This is a genomic window from Streptococcus sp. 20925_1_24 (assembly GCF_041432335.1).
GTDB classification, from domain to species: Bacteria; Bacillota; Bacilli; order Lactobacillales; family Streptococcaceae; genus Streptococcus; species Streptococcus mitis_BM.
Genome location: NZ_JAPVZM010000005.1, coordinates 42,528 through 60,763 on the forward strand (window position 1 = coordinate 42,528; position 18,236 = coordinate 60,763).

Genomic DNA, 18,236 nt, shown 5'->3' on the forward strand with positions numbered 1-18,236 from the left:
ATGAGTATTTTAGAAGTTAAAAATCTGAGTCACGGTTTTGGTGACCGTGCAATTTTTGAAGATGTGTCCTTCCGTCTCCTCAAGGGAGAACATATCGGTCTGGTCGGTGCCAATGGTGAAGGAAAATCAACCTTTATGAGCATTGTGACTGGTAAGATGTTGCCAGATGAAGGGAAGGTTGAGTGGTCCAAATATGTGACTGCTGGATACTTAGACCAACATTCTGTCTTGGAAAAAGGACAGTCGGTGCGTGATGTTCTCCGTACAGCCTTTGATGAGCTATTCAAAGCAGAAGCTCGTATCAATGACCTTTATATGGAAATGGCTGAAGATGGAGCGGATGTTGATGCTCTCATGGAAGAAGTGGGGGAACTCCAAGACCGTCTGGAGAGTCGTGATTTTTATACCTTGGATGCTAAGATTGATGAAGTGGCGCGTGCCCTTGGTGTCATGGATTTTGGCATGGATACGGATGTAACTTCTTTGTCAGGTGGGCAAAGAACCAAGGTGCTTTTGGCTAAACTCCTTCTTGAAAAGCCTGATATCTTGCTTTTGGACGAGCCGACCAACTACTTGGATGCTGAGCATATTGACTGGCTCAAGCGCTATCTCCAAAACTATGAGAATGCCTTTGTCCTTATTTCGCACGATATTCCATTCCTGAATGACGTTATCAATATCGTCTATCATGTGGAAAATCAACAGCTGACGCGTTATTCTGGTGACTACTACCAGTTCCAAGAAGTCTACGCTATGAAGAAATCTCAGCTAGAGGCGGCCTACGAACGTCAGCAAAAAGAAATTGCAGACCTCAAAGACTTCGTAGCTCGAAACAAAGCGCGTGTTGCAACACGAAACATGGCCATGTCCCGTCAGAAGAAATTGGATAAGATGGATATTATCGAACTGCAAAGTGAGAAACCAAAGCCATCCTTTGATTTCAAACCAGCTCGTACGCCAGGGCGCTTTATCTTCCAAGCCAAGGATTTGCAGATTGGTTATGACCGTCCTCTTACCAAGCCTTTAAATCTTACCTTTGAACGCAATCAAAAGGTTGCCATTATCGGAGCAAATGGTATCGGGAAAACGACTCTCTTGAAGAGTCTCTTGGGAATTATCCCACCAATCGCTGGGGAGGTTGAACGTGGAGACTACCTAGAACTTGGCTACTTTGAACAGGAAGTAGAAGGTGGCAATCGTCAAACTCCACTAGAGGCTGTCTGGAATGCTTTTCCTGCACTTAACCAAGCAGAAGTCCGTGCAGCCCTTGCTCGTTGTGGTCTGACAACCAAGCATATTGAAAGCCAAATTCAGGTCTTGTCAGGTGGGGAACAAGCCAAGGTTCGTTTCTGTCTCTTGATGAATCGTGAAAACAACGTTTTAGTGTTGGACGAGCCGACCAACCACTTGGATGTGGATGCCAAGGATGAGCTCAAGCGTGCCCTCAAAGAATACAAGGGATCTATTCTTATGGTCTGCCACGAACCAGACTTTTATGAAGGCTGGATGGACCAAATCTGGGATTTTAACAATCTAACCTAAGAATGAGGATAAAAGAAATACAGTACCGAATGTGGATACTGTATTTTTGGGTTTTTAAGATTTAAAATTGTAGTCTTTCACCACTTCGATGCTGTCGATTGTGATAGCAGTAGTTGGCTTGTCTTTTTCATCTTTTTCAGCTTTAGCAATCTTATCTACAACATCCATCCCGTCAATCACTTGACCAAAGACTGGGTGTTTGCCATCTAGACTAGGGTTTCCCCCTTCTTTGTAGGCTTCGATGATTTTCTTAGGATACTTGCTTGTAGGGAGTTTAGCGGAGGTGTCTGTAGAGTTTTGGTTGATGAAGAACTGGCTGCCATTGGTGTTTGGTTGACCAGTATTAGCCATAGAAAGAGCACCACGGATGTTATAGAGATAAGGAGTAATTTCGTTCTTGAAACCAGTTCCCTTGTCTTTTGTCTTATCCTTGTCATGCCAGATGGACTGACCACCTGTACCATCTCCCTTTGGATCTCCAGTTTGGACCATAAAGCCATCGATGACACGGTGGAAGGTAATGCCGTTATAGTAGCCTTCCTTGGCATGAGTGAGAAAGTTTTCAACTGCTAAAGGAGCTAGCTTAGGGAAGAGTTTAATACGGATATCCCCTTGACTTGTGTGGAGAATCACTTCGGCTTCATCTTCAGCAACTTCCTTAGAAAGTTGCGGGAAGTTTGCATTTTCGTTTGTCAAAGCATCGTTTAATTCCTTGGCAGACTGGGCAGCCGCTTTGGAACTTTCTTCAGCAGCAAGACTGGAATCAACATAGTCATCACCACGTAGACTGCGTTGGATGCTACTACACCCAGCTAGGGCTACAGTTGACAGTAAAAGAAGAGTTGCTAGTTTTTTCATTCTGTTCCTCTCAAAAATTCATTTCTACCATTGTACCCTAAAAGGAAGTGGATTTCAAATGTTAGTGATAAGGTAGTTTTAGAGAAAATCAACCAAAAAATCACTTGATTAGAGATTTTTTCTTTGGATGACGGTCGACAATGTCCTGGTATTGTTCCAGTATCCGCTCTCCTTTTGGAGTCAATTTGTAGCCACGAATCGAAAAGAAACTAGCTAATTCCTCTTCTGAAAAATGGTTATGAAGGGATTGATCCAAATCTGCAATCTTCATTTTAGAAAGGACTGTAATTCCCTTGCTTTTCAGAATATTCTTTTTCATAGTAGCATTCAGATGGTCAAGTGAATCAAAAGACGTTTCAATGCCAGCATAACCTTTTTCTACCAGAGTTTTTAGATGTTTAGGTGCATCAATACCATAAGTGTACTCAAAGTATTTAGGGAACCAGATCTTAAGAAAGCTCGTAAAGCATCAAAATTAGTAAAGGTTAATTCGAAAGAATTACTATATTTTAAAAGAGCACATTTTCAAAGGATTTTTTCTTTTGGCTTCACTTCCTAATTAGTCAATGAACTTAATACTAGGTCTCGAAAAGAATTATGCTTCCTCTTTCTGTCTGAGTTCAAAGAGGTCTTCTACTTTCAGATTAAAAACTTGAGCAATTTTAAGAGCCATCTCCAGCGAAGGATTGTAACGATTATTTTCCAAGTGCAGAATTGTCTCGCGTCGCATGCCGATGAGTTCGGCTAACACTTGCTGGGTCATGCCTTTGGACTCACGAACAGATTTGAGATTAGTAATAATCTTGCTTTCTTTGGCCATGCTTATCCTCTCCGTTCCAAGATAAAGTAGACAACCGCAAAGATGAAAATCAAGGCAGCTATGCTAATAAAGACTTGCCCCATGTAAAGAGTGAGAGACCCCATATACCCAATGATAACTGCTAGGATCATCAGTGCGCCTAGTGTAAAAACTAACATCAAGCTAGCTGCCTTTGCTAAATTGGCATAAAAGCGTTCGTCCGGAGTTTCCTTGACATTTTTCAAAGAGAAAAAACCAAATAAAATCACTTCAATAATGAGGCCAATTCCCAAAATCCATTCTTTAATACCAGAACTTACGCTTGGGGTCGCAACCCAAATCCCTACTGTATAAAAAATGCTTGCTGCAAAAAAAAGTATTGTGTAAAGCTTAGCAGACAAGTCAAAAATAGTCTTTCCCTTACTTTTCTGACTCTTATGAGGCCATGGTTTCATATGTAGCCAGCTCCAAATAGCTACAATCTGACCTAACACTGAAATACCAGCAATAACTAACTTGGGTCCCCAACTAAGATTAGAACCAAATAAAACAATAAAATCAATAAAGAGAGCTACGGCAATCACTGCAATGAGGCCACGCATTTTTTGACTTTTTTTCATGATAGACTCCTTTTTTGTGTTATAAATATATAACATTTAAATGTTATGTTATAAATATATCACACTTAAATTTAGAAAGCAAGAATTTTATGTGTCAATGTGGTAATTATTTGAAAAAATTTTTTAATAAAAGCCCTCGCTAGTCAAACAACTAAAGAATTATTTGAAGCAATCATCGGATTTGATTTGGATAGTTTCGTTAATAATATTTGATTATAAAAAATTTTTGGAAAATCTAGATACTGTATGAATCTCTATTTATTCTTAGACTGTTATAAAGTCTAAGAATAAGCTTTGTAGGTGTAGAAATTAATTTTTACAGAACTAAATTATTCCCCTATTTAGAATCTATTAATTCATATTTTATAAATTAATTAGTAGATATCATTCTTAAAATCCTTGATATTTCGTTTGGGAACGGGCTTGGGATTTAGGAGCCAAGCATCCAAATCTCATTCAGGTGAGATGAGGGGTTTGGCTTGATGGTTTTTATAAAATGTTTCTACAATAGTATTCAGGACATTCTTTTTCTGGTTTTTCTTTAAAAAAATAACAAATTTCTAAATGGTTTAAAAATTTTATAGTCTGTCAAGTTTTTTTCTTGACACCTGACAGGAATCTGATATAATAGAACATGTGCTAAATAGCTTAGCTATTTCACCGAAATAAAAAATAAGAAAAGAGACTTTAAAAATGGCAGTTAAAATCCGTTTGACTCGTATGGGTTCTAAGAAAAAACCTTTCTACCGTATCAACGTAGCAGATTCACGTTCACCACGTGACGGACGTTTCATCGAAACAGTTGGAACTTACAACCCACTTGTTGCTGAAAACCAAGTAACTTTGAAAGAAGACCGCGTTCTTGCATGGTTGGCTGATGGAGCTCAACCTTCAGATACAGTTCGCAACATCCTTTCAAAAGAAGGTGTATTGAAAAAATTCCACGATTCTAAATTCTCAAAATAAGTTTAAAGTAGGTTGACAGATGGATACGATTGAAAATCTCATTATTGCGATTGTGAAACCCTTGATTTCACAACCAGATGCCTTAACTATCAAGATTGAAGATACACCAGAATTTTTGGAATATCATTTGGATCTTGATCAAAGTGATGTGGGTCGTGTAATCGGTCGTAAGGGTCGCACTATTTCTGCGATAAGAACGATTGTCTACTCTGTCCCAACTGAAGACAAAAAAGTAAGAATCGTTATTGACGAAAAATAAGAAGGGCGGGACGGATGTCTCGCTTTTTTTGCAAGGAGCAGGATATGAAGGATTTAACGTTTAGACAATTACAAGACTACCTACTGGAACATTACCAGCAGTCTCGTACTGAGGAAGGTCTTTTTATCAAGCTAGTGGAGGAAGTCGGAGAAGTAGCCGAGGTCTTGAATGGGCGCTCTGGTCGAAAAGAGGGTGTCAAGGATTCAAATGAGGAACTAGCCAAAGAACTGGCTGATATCCATTCACTACACCGTCGCAATTGCGGCCATCAACGACATAGATCTAACCAAGACCATCTTTGAGAAAGATAAAACTGCAGCCATTAAGTACCAACATGAACGTGATTTGGAAGGATTTTTGAAAGGGAAGTAAAGGTATTGTACTCTTACTCCAACTTGAGAAAATCCTTGGAACGTGATAAAATAAAAGATAGGGATTTTTAATAATTCATTATATAGAATGAGTGGATTTCTTTATGAAGAGGATTGAAGTATCTACAGAAATTGGTAGTCTCTCTGTTACTTATCAAAAGCAAAAGAAAATGCTAGTTTGTCTAAATGGAGCAGGTTTGCTACCGAGTTATGAAAATTTTTCGCTTATACTTGAAAAACTTCCTCCTACAATTGGTTATTTGACAATTGATTTTCCAAATACAGGTAGGAGTCCGATTCATGACCAAGCTGGAAAAAATCTAGATAATCTTGCTGATGCGGTTTATAAAGTACTTGAAGAATTGGCGATTTCTGAATATATACTTTGTGCACATAGTTTGAGTGGAATTTTAGCTTTCAACTTGCTCAAGAAACCAATTGAGTGTCAGGCTTTAGTAGCGATTGAACCGACAACTAAAAAAGTCATGTTTGCTGATTTTTCAGAAAATCCTTATCCAGAAATGGAAGAGCAGATGAGGCTGATTGACGAGTGTGGTCCTGAATTGTATTTTAAGAATTTAACTCAAGAGACATTTAGCCCTGAAATTAATAAAGAAATCTGGGAATTAATGCAAGAAAAAGGTTCAGAGTTGGAAAATCTAGATACAGGATTTCAGATATCTGGAGAGATTACTGAGGAAGATTTTGAGAATGTATCTATAGAATCTTATATCCCTGTATTTATTTTTTGTCAGCCTTATAGAGAAAAAGAGTACAGAGAATCAGAATATTGGACTTCCAATACTAAACTCATTTTAGGAGGGAATCACCATTATTTACAATGGTCAGAATCAGAAAAAATTGTGACTATTATTCGAGAATTGTCAGAATAAGATGGAAATAAATAGAGTACAGGAGACAAGATGAACTACTTTAATGTTGGGAAAATCGTCAATACGCAGGGGTTGCAGGGTGAGATGCGAGTCTTGTCTGTGACAGATTTTGCAGAAGAACGGTTTAAAAAAGGGGCTGAGCTGGCTTTGTTTGATGAAAAAGATCAGTTTGTTCAAACAGTGACCATTGCTAGTCACCGTAAACAGAAGAACTTTGACATTATTAAATTCAAAGACATGTACCATATCAATGCTATTGAAAAGTATAAGGGATACAGTCTCAAGGTTGCTGAGGAAGATTTGAATGACCTAGACGATGGTGAATTCTACTATCACGAGATTATCGGTTTGGAAGTCTATGAAGGTGATAACTTGATTGGAACTATCAAAGAAATCCTGCAACCAGGTGCCAATGATGTCTGGGTGGTCAAGCGAAAAGGCAAGCGTGATTTGTTATTGCCTTATATCCCACCAGTGGTTCTCAATGTTGATATTCCAAATAACCGCGTCGATGTGGAAATCTTAGAAGGGTTAGACGATGAAGATTGATATTTTAACCCTTTTTCCAGAGATGTTTTCTCCGCTAGAGCACTCAATCGTTGGAAAGGCACGTGAAAAAGGGCTCTTGGATATCCAGTATCATAATTTTCGAGAAAATGCTGAAAAGGCCCGCCATGTCGACGATGAGCCCTACGGAGGCGGTCAGGGGATGTTGCTACGAGCACAACCTATTTTCGATGCCTTTGATGCTATTGAAAAGAAAAATCCGCGCGTTATTCTCCTCGATCCAGCTGGAAAGCAGTTTGATCAGGCTTATGCTGAGGATTTGGCTCAAGAGGAAGAGCTAATCTTTATCTGTGGGCACTATGAGGGTTATGATGAGCGAATTAAGACCTTGGTGACAGATGAGATCTCCCTGGGAGACTATGTCTTGACTGGTGGAGAATTGGCGGCTATGACCATGATTGATGCTACAGTACGCCTGATTCCAGAAGTGATTGGCAAAGAGTCTAGCCACCAAGATGATAGTTTTTCTTCTGGCCTTCTCGAATATCCTCAATACACACGTCCCTATGATTATCGAGGAATGGTCGTGCCAGATGTACTGATGAGCGGGCACCATGAAAAAATTCGTCAGTGGCGCCTGTACGAGAGTTTAAAGAAAACCTATGAACGCAGACCGGATTTGCTTGAACATTATCAACTGACAGCAGAAGAAGAGAAAATGCTGGCAGAAATTAAAGAAAACAAAGAATAAAGGAGATACCTATGCAAGTAATCAAACGTGATGGAGAAATTGCTGAATTTAATCCAGATAAGATTTACCAAGCTATCTTAAAGGCAGCCCAGACTGTCTATGTATTGACAGATGATTTGCGTCAAAACCTTGCACAAGTCACTAAGAAAGTGGTTTTGGATTTGGAAGAAGCCAAGGTGGAACGTGCTACTATCAGCATGATTCAGTCTATGGTTGAACATCGTTTACTGGGTGCAGGTTACATTACTATTGCAGAACACTACATTTCCTATCGTCTGCAACGTGACTTGGAAAGAAGTGGTTATGGAGATCATATCGCGGTTCATTTACATTTTGAACAAGTTCGCTAATAAAAAAGAGTGGGATGAAGTAACTACATCTCACTCTTTCTTAAATCTATTTTTTTGGGCTGTTTGGACAGTTGAAGGGACAAATCGCAGGCGTTGAATATCGCTTATGCGGATAATACGGGTCACATTTTTGGCAAAATTTTTCACGATAATTTGCTGACGTTGCTGATCGTATTTGATGATGTCACCTGTAAAGCTTGTCTCAGACAAGATAAGGTGAACAGCAGTTTGCTTCTGGATAGCCTCTTCAATAGTGGCTGTAAGGGAGTTGCTTTCAGTCTGGTCTGGTTGATCATGTCCATTTAAAAAGTCATGTATTTTATCTAGAACTTGCTGGAATTTATGTCTCATAGTGGCCTCCCTTCTTTTATATCAATATTATATAAAATTTTCCTAAAATCTACAAGATTTTACGAATAATCAAATGAAAGCTAAAAAAGGAGAAGAAAATGGCAGAATTTACATTTGAAATTGAAGAGCACTTGTTGACTCTTTCTGAAAACGAAAAAGGTTGGACTAAGGAAATCAACCGTGTGAGCTTTAATGGTGCCCCTGCAAAGTTTGATATTCGTGCTTGGAGCCCAGACCATACTAAAATGGGCAAAGGGATTACTCTCTCCAATGAAGAATTTCAAACAATGGTGGATGCTTTTAAAGGAAACTAATACTCTTCGAAAATCTCTTCAAACCGCGTCAGCTTCGCTTTGCCGTACTCAAGTATAGCCTGCGGCTAGTTTCCTAGTTTGATCTTTGATTTTCATTGAGTATAAGTTTTTAAAATGAAAGAAAAGGATATTGAGTCATGGCAACTCGATATCCTTTTTTAGTTAGCGAAGTAAGCCTGATTTTTAAGGCGTTGAAGTAAGGGACGGCTAATCAAACTAATAGCTAGAAGTTTACCAAGGTCTGGAATGATAAAGGGAATGACCCCCACAACAAGAGCTTTTTCAAATGCCATTCCAGCTAGAAAATGCAAGCTGAGAATCCCGCCGACAAAGACAAGGGCATCACCCAAGAGGTTTGCAAGGAAAATCTTGACAACACCACTCTTGCTGTTGGTTAGAGAGGAAGTAAGTCCAGAGTAAACGAGATAAAACCAAAGATAGCCTGCAGTAGGGCCAATCAAAGCATGAAATCCAGCTCCACCTCCTGCAAAGACAGGAAGACCGATAGCACCTAGAAGAAGATAGAGTCCAACAGAAAGTACAGCCTCCCTCGGTCTAAAGACAGTAGCAATCAAGCCGATTGCAAAGTTTTGCAGAGTGAAGGGAACAGGTCCAATTGGAAGACTGATTTGTGCCAAAACAGCAATGAGAGCAGCCCCAATAGCAGGGATAGCATAAACGTGAGCTTTTTTCAAAATAGTTAACCTCTTTTCTGATGTATAGTAACTATTATACTCATAGAAGAATTATTGTCAACCTATTTTTATATAAAAGGTAACAAAAACTGTAACGGCCGATTTTTCTTATTGGTTAAGTTGGATAATTATTTTGTTGATTCGAAAATCGCCTTTATAGATAATCCCATTTTATCAAAAAAAAATATACTATAAATACTTGACGAACTAAAAAATAAGTTTTATATTAATAAATGTAAGCGAATGCATATAGATGTGTTCAATTTTAAAAGGAGGGGTAGTTATGAGATATTTTAACTACTCTAGATACCATAACGGTGATTAAAAACATAAATATTATCAATTCATATTAAAGTAATATGGAGGGACTAAAAAGGGGACTATTACTTAGTCTTCATCAAATATTTTAATTCAAGGAGAAGTAAAATGAAACAAAGAATTAATAAGAAAGTATCTGTTTTTCTAGTTGCAAGTTTTTTCAGTCTTGGATTTGCTGCTACAGCTAGTGTTGTCAGCGCAGTAACAGCACACCCTGCTCCAAGTCCCATTATTGATGTATGGGAATATGGTGTAAATGATAGCTATGGTTATTCGAATTACTTTGTTAGTTCTCCAGATAATATTGGTTCAAAATCTTCAGTAACGAATTTTTGGGGAACAGTTAAAGCTCAGGATAAAAAAGATTATGGATGGGCATATTCAAGTGCTACAAAATCTTGGAGCGATGTTCGATTAAATGCATATTGGGATTATTATAGATTTTAAAAAATAATTTATGAAAACAAGAGACCCAATTATAAAATAGAGTCTTTTGTCATATGGTAATTGATTATGAAATTAAAATTATGTATCATTGGATTCTTCTTTTGTTTGATTGCTACAATTGGTCTGGTCACTATTAGTGATACCGAAATTCCCATACCTTTACCAATTGATGGTGCTTTTTCTATCCAAGGAAAAAGTAATCTTTCTAATAACGAAATATACGAAATGGTTCGTGACTTATCAAAAACGGAAAAGGTTACCATTTACAAGCCAATCGTTCAGAGTTCGGGTCAGTTGAAGTATGTAAATTTTGATGATGTAAATAATGAACAATTAAAGTCAGCACCAATAATAGGGATGTATTACACCCTTGGGAAAATAAATATAGACAGTTTGAAACCACTTACGATGACTGGACTACAAACAGTATATATGGCTTATCCTTGGTATATAGGAGGAATCTTACAATTTACTGGAACTTTAAGAATACTGTTAATGGGGTCAATTTACTTAACTTTATTAGTTGTGTTATTTGTTGTTCGAACGAGGCAGATTAAAGAAGGAGTGATACGACGTTCTTTGGGCTTGCCTGTATACGATCTAAGAAGAGAGTATGGCATTTCTATTATTTTTGAACTGATTATGATGGCTTTATTGATGATTTCTTACAGTTCTTTTTTGGGGAATGGTTTCTTCACTTATAGTTCTAAGTTATTTTGCTCTCTGCTTTTAACGAATTTTATACTATTTCAAATCATTGATCTTATTACCTTTGTTTTATTTTGGTTGACGATTCAGATTGAAAAGCCCATTGAAATTATCAAAAACAAGGCAAAAAATAAACTTATTTTTGTCGTATGGCTTGCCATTATTTCGATTATTATCCTTATCTCAGGAGTTTTTTTACAAGAAACAAAGAGTAGTCAATCCAGTATTAACATTCAGATACAGAATTTAGTACCATGGGACACAGTAAAAGACTGGAGAAGGATTGAGTTCCTTGGAATTGAAAGTAACTCTACTAAAAATGGAGAAGTTAATGATTCGGATGGTCAGTATCTACAGATAGCTGCTTCCTTAAAAAACTTAGATTATTTATATATAGATCGATCCTCAGCATATGTTCCAGATTTCATGAAAACTTCACATGTTATGGAAAATTTTTCTAAACAATTAGAAAATGACGGAATAACGAATCCAGAAATAAATAAAGAGTTGATTTATATCAATCAAACAGGTGCTAACCTACAAAATAAAGTGAATGGAACAAACTATCATCTTTTAGATAATAAGATAGCAACCATCTATATTCCTGAGAAATGGAAAGAAAATCAGAAATCTATTGAGAATACAGTTGTAGCAGAACAATTTATTGGAACAAACTATACAAAAGAAGAAATTGCAGTACAAATAATTCCTGATGGTGATAAAATTTTTTATTTCAATGAAGATGCTGATGATAATCATAAAATGAAAGAGCTTTTACCAATGGCAAGTGTAGCAGATAGCACAGATAACATTGTTGTTGTGTTAGATACGGACAAAATGATTGAAAACAACAAGTTTTCTTTGGCTAGTAATATAACAACTAAGTCTCTTTTTAGTCCTGAGGCGGTAAATAAAATAAATGAAATGGCTACCCAGTTGAATGTTTCAATGAATCCAGTAGATGTTTACCAAATTGTGAAATTAAAGATCCAGTCCTTAGAGCACCAAATTCTACTTTCACAAATTTTGCAGAAGATAATTTACAGTATTGTCTTTATACTCATTTATCAATATGTCCAACTTTATATTACCCTAAAACAGAATGAATATGTGAAGAAAATCATTTTAGGTCTGTCAAAAACATATATAGCAATTTCAAGTCTCAAGTATTTTATGATGACTATTACAATCGTTATCCTATTTACATTTCTTATGACAGGTCAAATAGAGTTGCTATATATTGGTCTTGCTTCTCTGCTCGTTTTGATGTTGTCAATAATCATGAGTTTTAGAAAATTATCTGAAAGCTACACTAAAATTTTAAAAGGAGATGAAACATGACAATTGACCTTTTGAACGTTTCAAAAAGTTTCGGCTCAAAAAAGATCTTTACAGACTTAAATTTAAAATTTGAATCTGGAAAAAGTTATGCATTGATTGGAGGTTCTGGCTCTGGTAAAAGTACCCTTCTTAATATTATAGGAAGATTAGAAAAAATTGACAGTGGGAATGTTTTAGTTGATAAACAAGATATTTGGAAGATAAAAGAAAGAACTTTTTTTAAAAATACTGTTGGATATGTATTTCAGAATTATTCTTTAATAGATAACAAAACAGTATATGATAATTTGAAACTTATCACTAAAGACAAAAAAACAATAACTGATGTACTTGAAAAAGTAGGACTGTCAAGTGACTATTTACATCAAAAAATATATGAATTGTCTGGAGGGCAGGCTCAACGTGTAGCTATTGCCAGAATGTTAATGAAACCACGTAAAATTATCTTAGCAGATGAGCCTACAGGAGCTTTAGATGGTGAGATTGGAAAAGAAATTATTCGTTTATTATTGAATGAAAGAGATGAAGATAAATATGTCATTATAGCGACGCATGATCCAGCTGTCTATAACGAAGTTGATGTGATCATTGATATGAAAGATATAGGGTATAATGTATGAAAAAGATAATTTATATTGCTTTGATCTTTGTAGCTGGGTTACTTGCCTTCTTCTTTTTTGGAAAACAAATGATTACAAAAGAAAATACCATTAAACCAACGGTGGAGTTAACAGTCTATACGCTTTCTTCTAGTGATACAGAAAAATGGAATAAAGTGAGACAAGTAGAAACGGAAGAGGCTATATACTTCATAACTGTGAAAGAAGTAGAGTCTTCAGAAGAAGTATTTTCAAACCTTATTGCAAATGGTGCTGCTTTTGGGTTCGGAGTTCGTGAAGAAGAAGTGAAGAAATTCAATAATGGTTTAGGAGACACTATAGAGGACTCTAAGCATAATAAACTAATTGAAATAGAGTTTTTTACTTTTTCTGATGCTGACGAGGGATTTGTAGTAGCAAATTTTGACTATGGTAAAGAAGAGTTGAATTCTCAGAAAAAAGATATCAAAGAGTTATATAAAAAAATATATGAATCTTTTAAAGAAAAGAATAAATGATTGTATTATAATCCTTGTATTTTGCTATGGTTTGTTAATTGATTTTTGCATATCTTATTTCAACATACTATAAAATAAAACATAAGAAAACGAGTATCTCCAACTACGGAAATACTCGCTTTTTGATATTTAGAAGTGTTTTTTGCTCTGCTTCTTTTATTTCGATTAACGCATAGTTACAAATTCTTCAGATGCAGTTGGGTGAATCGCCACAGTTGCGTCAAAGTCAGCCTTGGTTGCTCCCATTTTGATAGCAACGGCAAATCCTTGAATCATTTCATCAACGCCGTAGCCAATTCCATGAAGTCCGACAACTTTTTCTTCTGAACCAGCTGTGATCAATTTGAAACGAGTTTCTTGACGGTTGCAAGTGCAAGCAGAGTACATAGACGTAAAGCTTGATTTGTAAACCTTGATTTGGTCTTGACCGTATTCTTTAATGGCTTGTTCTTCTGTCAAACCAACAGTTCCGATAGCAGGGTGTGAAAAGACAATAGTTGGAATAGTTGAGTAGTCCATTTTTGCAGTTGTTTTTCCGTTAAAGAGACGTTCAGATAGGGTACGTCCAGCCTTGATAGCAACTGGAGTCAGTTCTTTTTCGCCTGTTACATCACCTAGAGCATAGATTCCCTCAACAACAGTATTTTGGTATTCATCCACTTGGATAAAGCCACGTTCGTTCAGAGTGACTCCAGCTTTTTCAAGTTGCAAGCTCTTAACGTTTGGACGGCGACCAGTAGCCCAGATAACTTGGCTAGCTGTGTGACTAGTACCATCTTCGAAATGAATGGTAATGCCTTCAGCAGTTTTTTCTAACTTGACAGGGACTTTGTGAGTATGAAGTGGCAAGTTTGTTCTTTCCATTTCCTTGACCAGACCTTCAACGATGTAAGAATCAAAACCACGTAAAGGACGATCGCGGCGAACAAAGAGGTCTGTCTTAACACCAAAAGTGTGGAGCACGCCAGCCAATTCAACGGCGATATAACCAGCGCCTAGAATGGCAACTGACTCTGGCAATTCTTCCCAAGCAAATACATCATCAGAAGAGCCACCTAGTTCAGCACCAGGAACGTCTGGAATACTTGGATGGGCACCAGTAGCAATCACAATATGTTTAGCACGAATCAGTTCACCATTTACGCTAACAGTATGAGAATCTACAAATTCAGCATGACCTTCAATCAAGTCTACACCGTTGCGTTTAAAACTGCCATCATAAGAAGAACGAGCGCGATCGATGTAGGCTTCACGATTACGACGTAGGGTAGCAAAGTCAAAGTTAAGATCAGTAGTCTTAAAGCCGTAGTCTTCTCCAAATTGATGGAAAGTCTCAGCGATTTGCGCCCCGTACCACATGATTTTCTTAGGAACACAACCGACATTGACACAGGTTCCACCTAGTTTCTTTTCCTCAATAACGGCCGCTTTGGCTCCGTGTTCACCAGCACGGTTCATGGTAGCAATTCCTCCGCTACCTCCACCGATAGCAATGATATCATATTCTCTCATTGAAAACTCCTTTATACTCTTTTAAATAGTAGAGTGTCATTTTTTGATAGTCATATTCTATCTTTTTTTTGATGTGATTGCAAAAATCTGCTACGTTCAAAAAAATTAAAGAAAAGGCTTGCAAAAAAGAAAAATAAAGTGTATTATATAACTAGTACAACGATTGTAAAATAAATTCCGAACAATAATTAAATCCTGAAATGTCATTATTTCGTTCTGAAATGTTATTGTTTCAAATTGATAATTTTTGTATAATATTGTTAAGAACTTTAAATCAAAAAGGAGTTTCATTATGAAAAAGAATGGTAAAGCTAAAAAGTGGCAATTGTATGCAGCAATCGGTGCTGCAAGTGTAGTTGTATTGGGTGCTGGGGGGATTTTACTCTTTAGACAACCTTCTCAGACTGCTGTGAAAGATGAGGCTACTCATCTTGTTGTTGCCAAGGAAGGAAGCGTGGCATCCTCTGTTTTATTGTCAGGGACAGTAACAGCAAAAAATGAACAATATGTTTATTTTGATGCTAGTAAGGGAGATTTAGATGAAATCCTTGTTTCTGTGGGTGATAAAGTCAGTGAAGGGCAGGCTTTAGTCAAGTACAGTAGTTCAGAAGCCCAGGCGGCCTATGATTCAGCGAGTCGAGCAGTTGCTAAGGCAGATCGTCATATCAACGAACTCAACCAAGCGCGAAATGAAGCCGCTTCAGCTCCGGCTCCACAGTTGCCAACGCCAGCAGGAGGCGAAGGTGTAGCAGCCCAAACTCCAGCTCCAGTCTCAGGAAATTCAGTGTCATCTATTGATGCACAATTAGGTGATGCTCGTGATGCTCGTGCAGATGCAGCAGCGCAATTAAGCAAGGCTCAAAGTCAGTTGGATGCAATGACGGTTCTCAGTACCCTAGAGGGAACTGTGGTCGAAGTCAACCGTAATGTTTCTAAATCTCCAACTGGAGCTAGCCAAGTAGTCGTTCATGTCGTAAGTAATGAAAACTTGCAAGTTAAGGGGGAACTATCTGAATATAACCTTGCCAACCTCTCTGTAGGACAAGAAGTAACCTTTACTTCTAAAGTTTACCAAGATAAGAGCTGGACTGGTAAGATTAGCTACATTTCTGACTACCCTAAAAACAATGGTGAAGCAGCAAGTGCAGCTACTGCCGCAGCAGGTGGTAATTCTGGTTCTAAATATCCATATACCATCGATGTTACAAGTGAAATCGGTGACTTGAAACAAGGATTCTCAGTAAGTGTTGAGGTTAAGAATAAGAGTAAAGCCATTTTGGTTCCTCTAACAAGTGTTGTGACTGAAAATGATAAGAACTATGTCTGGGTGCTTGACGAGCAGAAAAAGGCCAAGAAAGTGGAAGTTGGTTTGGGCAATGCTGATGCAGACAACCAAGAAATCACTTCAGGTCTGACAAATGGAGTCAAGGTCATCAGTAACCCAACGTCTTCTCTAGAGGAAGGAAAAGAGGTGAAGGCTGATGAAGCAACTAATTAGTCTAAAAAATATCTGCAGAAGCTACCGTAATGGTGACCAAGAACTGCAGGTTCTCAAAAATATCAACCTAGAAGTGAATGAGGGTGAATTTGTTGCCATCATGGGACCATCGGGTTCTGGTAAGTCTACTCTAATGAATACGATTGGCATGTTGGATACACCAACCAGTGGAGAGTATTATCTTGAAGGCCAAGAAGTGGCTGGACTTGGTGAAAAACAACTAGCCAAGGTCCGTAACCAACAAATCGGATTTGTCTTTCAGCAGTTCTTTCTTCTATCTAAACTCAATGCTCTGCAAAATGTAGAATTGCCCTTGATTTACGCGGGAGTTTCGGCTTCAAAACGTCGTAAGTTGGCTGAGGAGTATTTAGAAAAGGTTGAATTGACTGAGCGTAGTCACCATTTGCCTTCAGAATTATCTGGAGGTCAAAAGCAACGTGTAGCTATTGCGCGTGCCTTGGTAAACAATCCTTCTATTATCCTAGCGGACGAACCGACAGGAGCCTTGGATACCAAAACAGGTAACCAAATTATGCAACTATTGGTTGAACTAAATAAAGAAGGAAAAACTATTATCATGGTAACGCATGAGCCTGAAATCGCTGCTTATGCCAAACGCCAGATTGTCATTCGAGATGGAGTTATTTCATCTGACAGTGCGCAGTTAGAAAAGGAGGAAAACTAAGATGCAGAATCTGAAATTTGCCTTTTCATCTATCATGGCCCACAAGATGCGCTCTTTTCTTACTATGATTGGGATTATCATTGGTGTTTCATCAGTTGTTGTGATTATGGCTCTGGGGGATTCCATGTCTCGTCAGGTCAATAAAAACATGACCAAGTCACAGAAGAATATTCATGTCTTTTTCTCGCCTATTAAAAGTAAAGACGGTTCTTTTACCCAAAAACAATCGGCTTTGACAGTTTCTGGGAAAGAAGAGGAAGTTCCTGTTGAACCACCAAAACCACAAGAGTCTTGGGTCAGGGAGGCGGCTAAACTGAAGGGGGTAGATAGTTACTATGTAACCAACTCAACGAATACCACCTTATCTTATAAAGATAAAAAAGTGGAGCGCGCTAGCTTGACGGGTGGGAATATTACCTACATGAAGGCGGTTGAAAATGAAATTGTTGCAGGCCGAAGTCTTATAGCTCAGGATTATAAAGATGTGGCCAGTGTCATTTTACTAGACCAAGAACTTGCTAATAGTCTGTTTGGATCTGCTCAAGAAGCTGTTAACCAGGTTATAGATGTTGGTGGCTTTAGCTATCGTGTCATTGGTGTCTATACCAGCGATGAGGCCAAGACTGCCAAGACTTTTGGTATTGGTGGACTTCCGATTACGACTAATATTTCTCTTGCCAACAACTTCAATATGGATGAGATTTCTGATATTGTCTTCCGTGTCAATGATACCAATTTGACACCAACTGTGGGACCAGAATTAGCTAGAAAATTGACCGAAATTGCTGGTATTCAGCAAGGGGAGTATCAGGTGGCAGATGCGACTGCAGCCTTCCAAGAAGTACAACAATTGTTCGGCTTTATAACTACGATTATTAGTGCCATTGCAGGAATTTCCCTTTTTGTTGGGGGGACTGGTGTTATGAACATCATGCTGGTTTCGGTGACAGAGCGTACTCGTGAGATTGGTCTCCGTAAGGCTTTGGGTGCGACACGTGCCAATATTTTAATCCAGTTTTTGATTGAATCCATGATTTTGACCTTGCTTGGTGGAGTTATTGGTCTAACCATTGCGACAGGCTTAACAGCTATAGCTGGTCTACTTTTGCAAGGATTGATAGCGGGTATAGAAGTGGGAGTATCAATCCCAGTTGCCCTATTTAGTCTTGCAGTTTCGGCTAGCGTGGGTATGATTTTTGGAGTTTTACCAGCCAACAAGGCATCGAAACTTGATCCAATTGAAGCCCTTCGTTATGAATAGAATAAACAAGATGGACACTCGTCTATCTTGTTTTTGTATGGATTTCTCTATCGAAAATCATTAAAAATGTGAT

The 18,236-nt window shown here is 37.9% G+C and carries 22 protein-coding genes and 1 pseudogene; 16 read left to right on the top strand and 7 right to left on the bottom strand.

The features are described from left to right. Positions 1-1,542 carry an ABC-F family ATP-binding cassette domain-containing protein gene (locus O3650_RS03720; protein ID WP_203175323.1) on the top strand — a complete coding sequence of 514 codons (1,542 nt, stop codon included), beginning with the start codon at positions 1-3 and terminating at the stop codon, positions 1,540-1,542. A gap of 54 nt (positions 1,543-1,596) precedes the next feature. On the opposite strand, the gene O3650_RS03725 is transcribed toward O3650_RS03720, so the two are convergent. The 4 genes from O3650_RS03725 to O3650_RS03740 all read right to left on the bottom strand — a co-directional run bounded on the left by O3650_RS03725 (position 1,597) and on the right by O3650_RS03740 (position 3,819). Then, a complete protein-coding gene (locus O3650_RS03725; protein WP_023946405.1) occupies positions 1,597-2,400 on the bottom strand; it encodes a peptidylprolyl isomerase in 804 nt (267 codons plus the stop codon). Between the two features lie 100 nt (positions 2,401-2,500). Further along, positions 2,501-2,719 (bottom strand): hypothetical protein, encoded by a 219-nt coding sequence (locus O3650_RS03730; protein ID WP_194250462.1) that lies wholly within the window; start codon positions 2,717-2,719, stop codon positions 2,501-2,503. A 276-nt stretch (positions 2,720-2,995) separates the two neighbouring features. After that, complete coding sequence (locus O3650_RS03735) at positions 2,996-3,220, bottom strand: helix-turn-helix transcriptional regulator (protein ID WP_153192503.1); 225 nt, start codon at positions 3,218-3,220, stop codon at positions 2,996-2,998. 2 nt (positions 3,221-3,222) lie between these two features. Then, complete coding sequence (locus O3650_RS03740; protein WP_153192501.1) at positions 3,223-3,819, bottom strand: DUF3796 domain-containing protein; 597 nt, start codon at positions 3,817-3,819, stop codon at positions 3,223-3,225. Between the two features lie 693 nt (positions 3,820-4,512). Here O3650_RS03740 and rpsP point away from each other — a divergent pair. The 7 genes and pseudogenes from rpsP (at position 4,513) to O3650_RS03775 (ending at position 7,916) form a co-directional block, all read left to right on the top strand. Then, positions 4,513-4,785, top strand: a complete 273-nt coding sequence (gene rpsP / locus O3650_RS03745) for a 30S ribosomal protein S16 (protein WP_000268760.1) — start codon at positions 4,513-4,515, stop codon at positions 4,783-4,785. Between the two features lie 19 nt (positions 4,786-4,804). Further along, positions 4,805-5,044 carry an RNA-binding protein KphA gene (kphA, locus tag O3650_RS03750; protein ID WP_000379617.1) on the top strand — a complete coding sequence of 80 codons (240 nt, stop codon included), beginning with the start codon at positions 4,805-4,807 and terminating at the stop codon, positions 5,042-5,044. 44 nt (positions 5,045-5,088) lie between these two features. Beyond that, positions 5,089-5,416: pseudogene (locus tag O3650_RS03755) on the top strand (MazG nucleotide pyrophosphohydrolase domain-containing protein). A 103-nt stretch (positions 5,417-5,519) separates the two neighbouring features. Further along, positions 5,520-6,308 carry an alpha/beta fold hydrolase gene (locus O3650_RS03760; protein WP_153192574.1) on the top strand — a complete coding sequence of 263 codons (789 nt, stop codon included), beginning with the start codon at positions 5,520-5,522 and terminating at the stop codon, positions 6,306-6,308. A 30-nt stretch (positions 6,309-6,338) separates the two neighbouring features. Further along, positions 6,339-6,857 carry a ribosome maturation factor RimM gene (rimM, locus tag O3650_RS03765; protein WP_001105892.1) on the top strand — a complete coding sequence of 173 codons (519 nt, stop codon included), beginning with the start codon at positions 6,339-6,341 and terminating at the stop codon, positions 6,855-6,857. Then, positions 6,847-7,566, top strand: coding sequence for a tRNA (guanosine(37)-N1)-methyltransferase TrmD (trmD, locus tag O3650_RS03770; protein ID WP_000686915.1), 720 nt, complete (start codon positions 6,847-6,849; stop codon positions 7,564-7,566). The genes rimM and trmD overlap by 11 nt, the downstream gene beginning before the upstream one ends. A gap of 11 nt (positions 7,567-7,577) precedes the next feature. Further along, positions 7,578-7,916, top strand: coding sequence for an ATP cone domain-containing protein (locus O3650_RS03775; protein WP_001196041.1), 339 nt, complete (start codon positions 7,578-7,580; stop codon positions 7,914-7,916). A gap of 30 nt (positions 7,917-7,946) precedes the next feature. On the opposite strand, the gene O3650_RS03780 is transcribed toward O3650_RS03775, so the two are convergent. Continuing rightward, positions 7,947-8,267, bottom strand: a complete 321-nt coding sequence (locus O3650_RS03780) for a hypothetical protein (protein ID WP_001216096.1) — start codon at positions 8,265-8,267, stop codon at positions 7,947-7,949. 98 nt (positions 8,268-8,365) lie between these two features. Here O3650_RS03780 and O3650_RS03785 point away from each other — a divergent pair, with 98 nt between their 5' ends. Next, positions 8,366-8,581, top strand: a complete 216-nt coding sequence (locus tag O3650_RS03785) for a YdbC family protein (RefSeq protein WP_000807422.1) — start codon at positions 8,366-8,368, stop codon at positions 8,579-8,581. A gap of 158 nt (positions 8,582-8,739) precedes the next feature. Here O3650_RS03785 and O3650_RS03790 read toward each other — a convergent pair whose 3' ends face one another. Then, positions 8,740-9,276 (bottom strand): biotin transporter BioY, encoded by a 537-nt coding sequence (locus O3650_RS03790; RefSeq protein WP_060805621.1) that lies wholly within the window; start codon positions 9,274-9,276, stop codon positions 8,740-8,742. Between the two features lie 426 nt (positions 9,277-9,702). On the opposite strand from O3650_RS03790, the gene O3650_RS03795 reads away from it, so the two are divergent. The 4 genes from O3650_RS03795 to O3650_RS03810 all read left to right on the top strand — a co-directional run bounded on the left by O3650_RS03795 (position 9,703) and on the right by O3650_RS03810 (position 13,207). Continuing rightward, a complete protein-coding gene (locus O3650_RS03795; protein WP_261058038.1) occupies positions 9,703-10,041 on the top strand; it encodes a hypothetical protein in 339 nt (112 codons plus the stop codon). Positions 10,042-10,107: 66 nt separating this feature from the next. Continuing rightward, positions 10,108-12,090 (top strand): ABC transporter permease, encoded by a 1,983-nt coding sequence (locus O3650_RS03800; RefSeq protein WP_261072325.1) that lies wholly within the window; start codon positions 10,108-10,110, stop codon positions 12,088-12,090. Beyond that, entirely contained in the window at positions 12,087-12,710 is a 624-nt protein-coding gene (locus tag O3650_RS03805) for an ATP-binding cassette domain-containing protein (protein ID WP_049550889.1), read from the top strand. Before O3650_RS03800 ends, O3650_RS03805 begins: the two co-directional genes overlap by 4 nt. Next, positions 12,707-13,207 (top strand): hypothetical protein, encoded by a 501-nt coding sequence (locus O3650_RS03810; protein WP_000721121.1) that lies wholly within the window; start codon positions 12,707-12,709, stop codon positions 13,205-13,207. The genes O3650_RS03805 and O3650_RS03810 overlap by 4 nt, the downstream gene beginning before the upstream one ends. A gap of 165 nt (positions 13,208-13,372) precedes the next feature. Here O3650_RS03810 and gor read toward each other — a convergent pair whose 3' ends face one another. Then, positions 13,373-14,719, bottom strand: coding sequence for a glutathione-disulfide reductase (gor, locus tag O3650_RS03815; RefSeq protein WP_371491636.1), 1,347 nt, complete (start codon positions 14,717-14,719; stop codon positions 13,373-13,375). Between the two features lie 289 nt (positions 14,720-15,008). Between gor and O3650_RS03820 the strand changes: the two genes are divergently transcribed. From O3650_RS03820 to O3650_RS03830, 3 genes are read left to right on the top strand one after another with little or no spacing between them, the layout of a single operon-like run. Then, on the top strand, positions 15,009-16,217 hold the full coding sequence (locus tag O3650_RS03820; RefSeq protein WP_180948759.1) for an efflux RND transporter periplasmic adaptor subunit: 1,209 nt from the start codon (positions 15,009-15,011) through the stop codon (positions 16,215-16,217). Then, positions 16,201-16,902: an ABC transporter ATP-binding protein gene (locus O3650_RS03825; protein WP_153192491.1), complete on the top strand. Its 702-nt coding sequence runs from the start codon at positions 16,201-16,203 to the stop codon at positions 16,900-16,902. The genes O3650_RS03820 and O3650_RS03825 overlap by 17 nt, the downstream gene beginning before the upstream one ends. A gap of 1 nt (position 16,903) precedes the next feature. Next, positions 16,904-18,163, top strand: a complete 1,260-nt coding sequence (locus tag O3650_RS03830; RefSeq protein ID WP_153192489.1) for an ABC transporter permease — start codon at positions 16,904-16,906, stop codon at positions 18,161-18,163. Positions 18,164-18,236 lie beyond the last annotated feature (73 nt).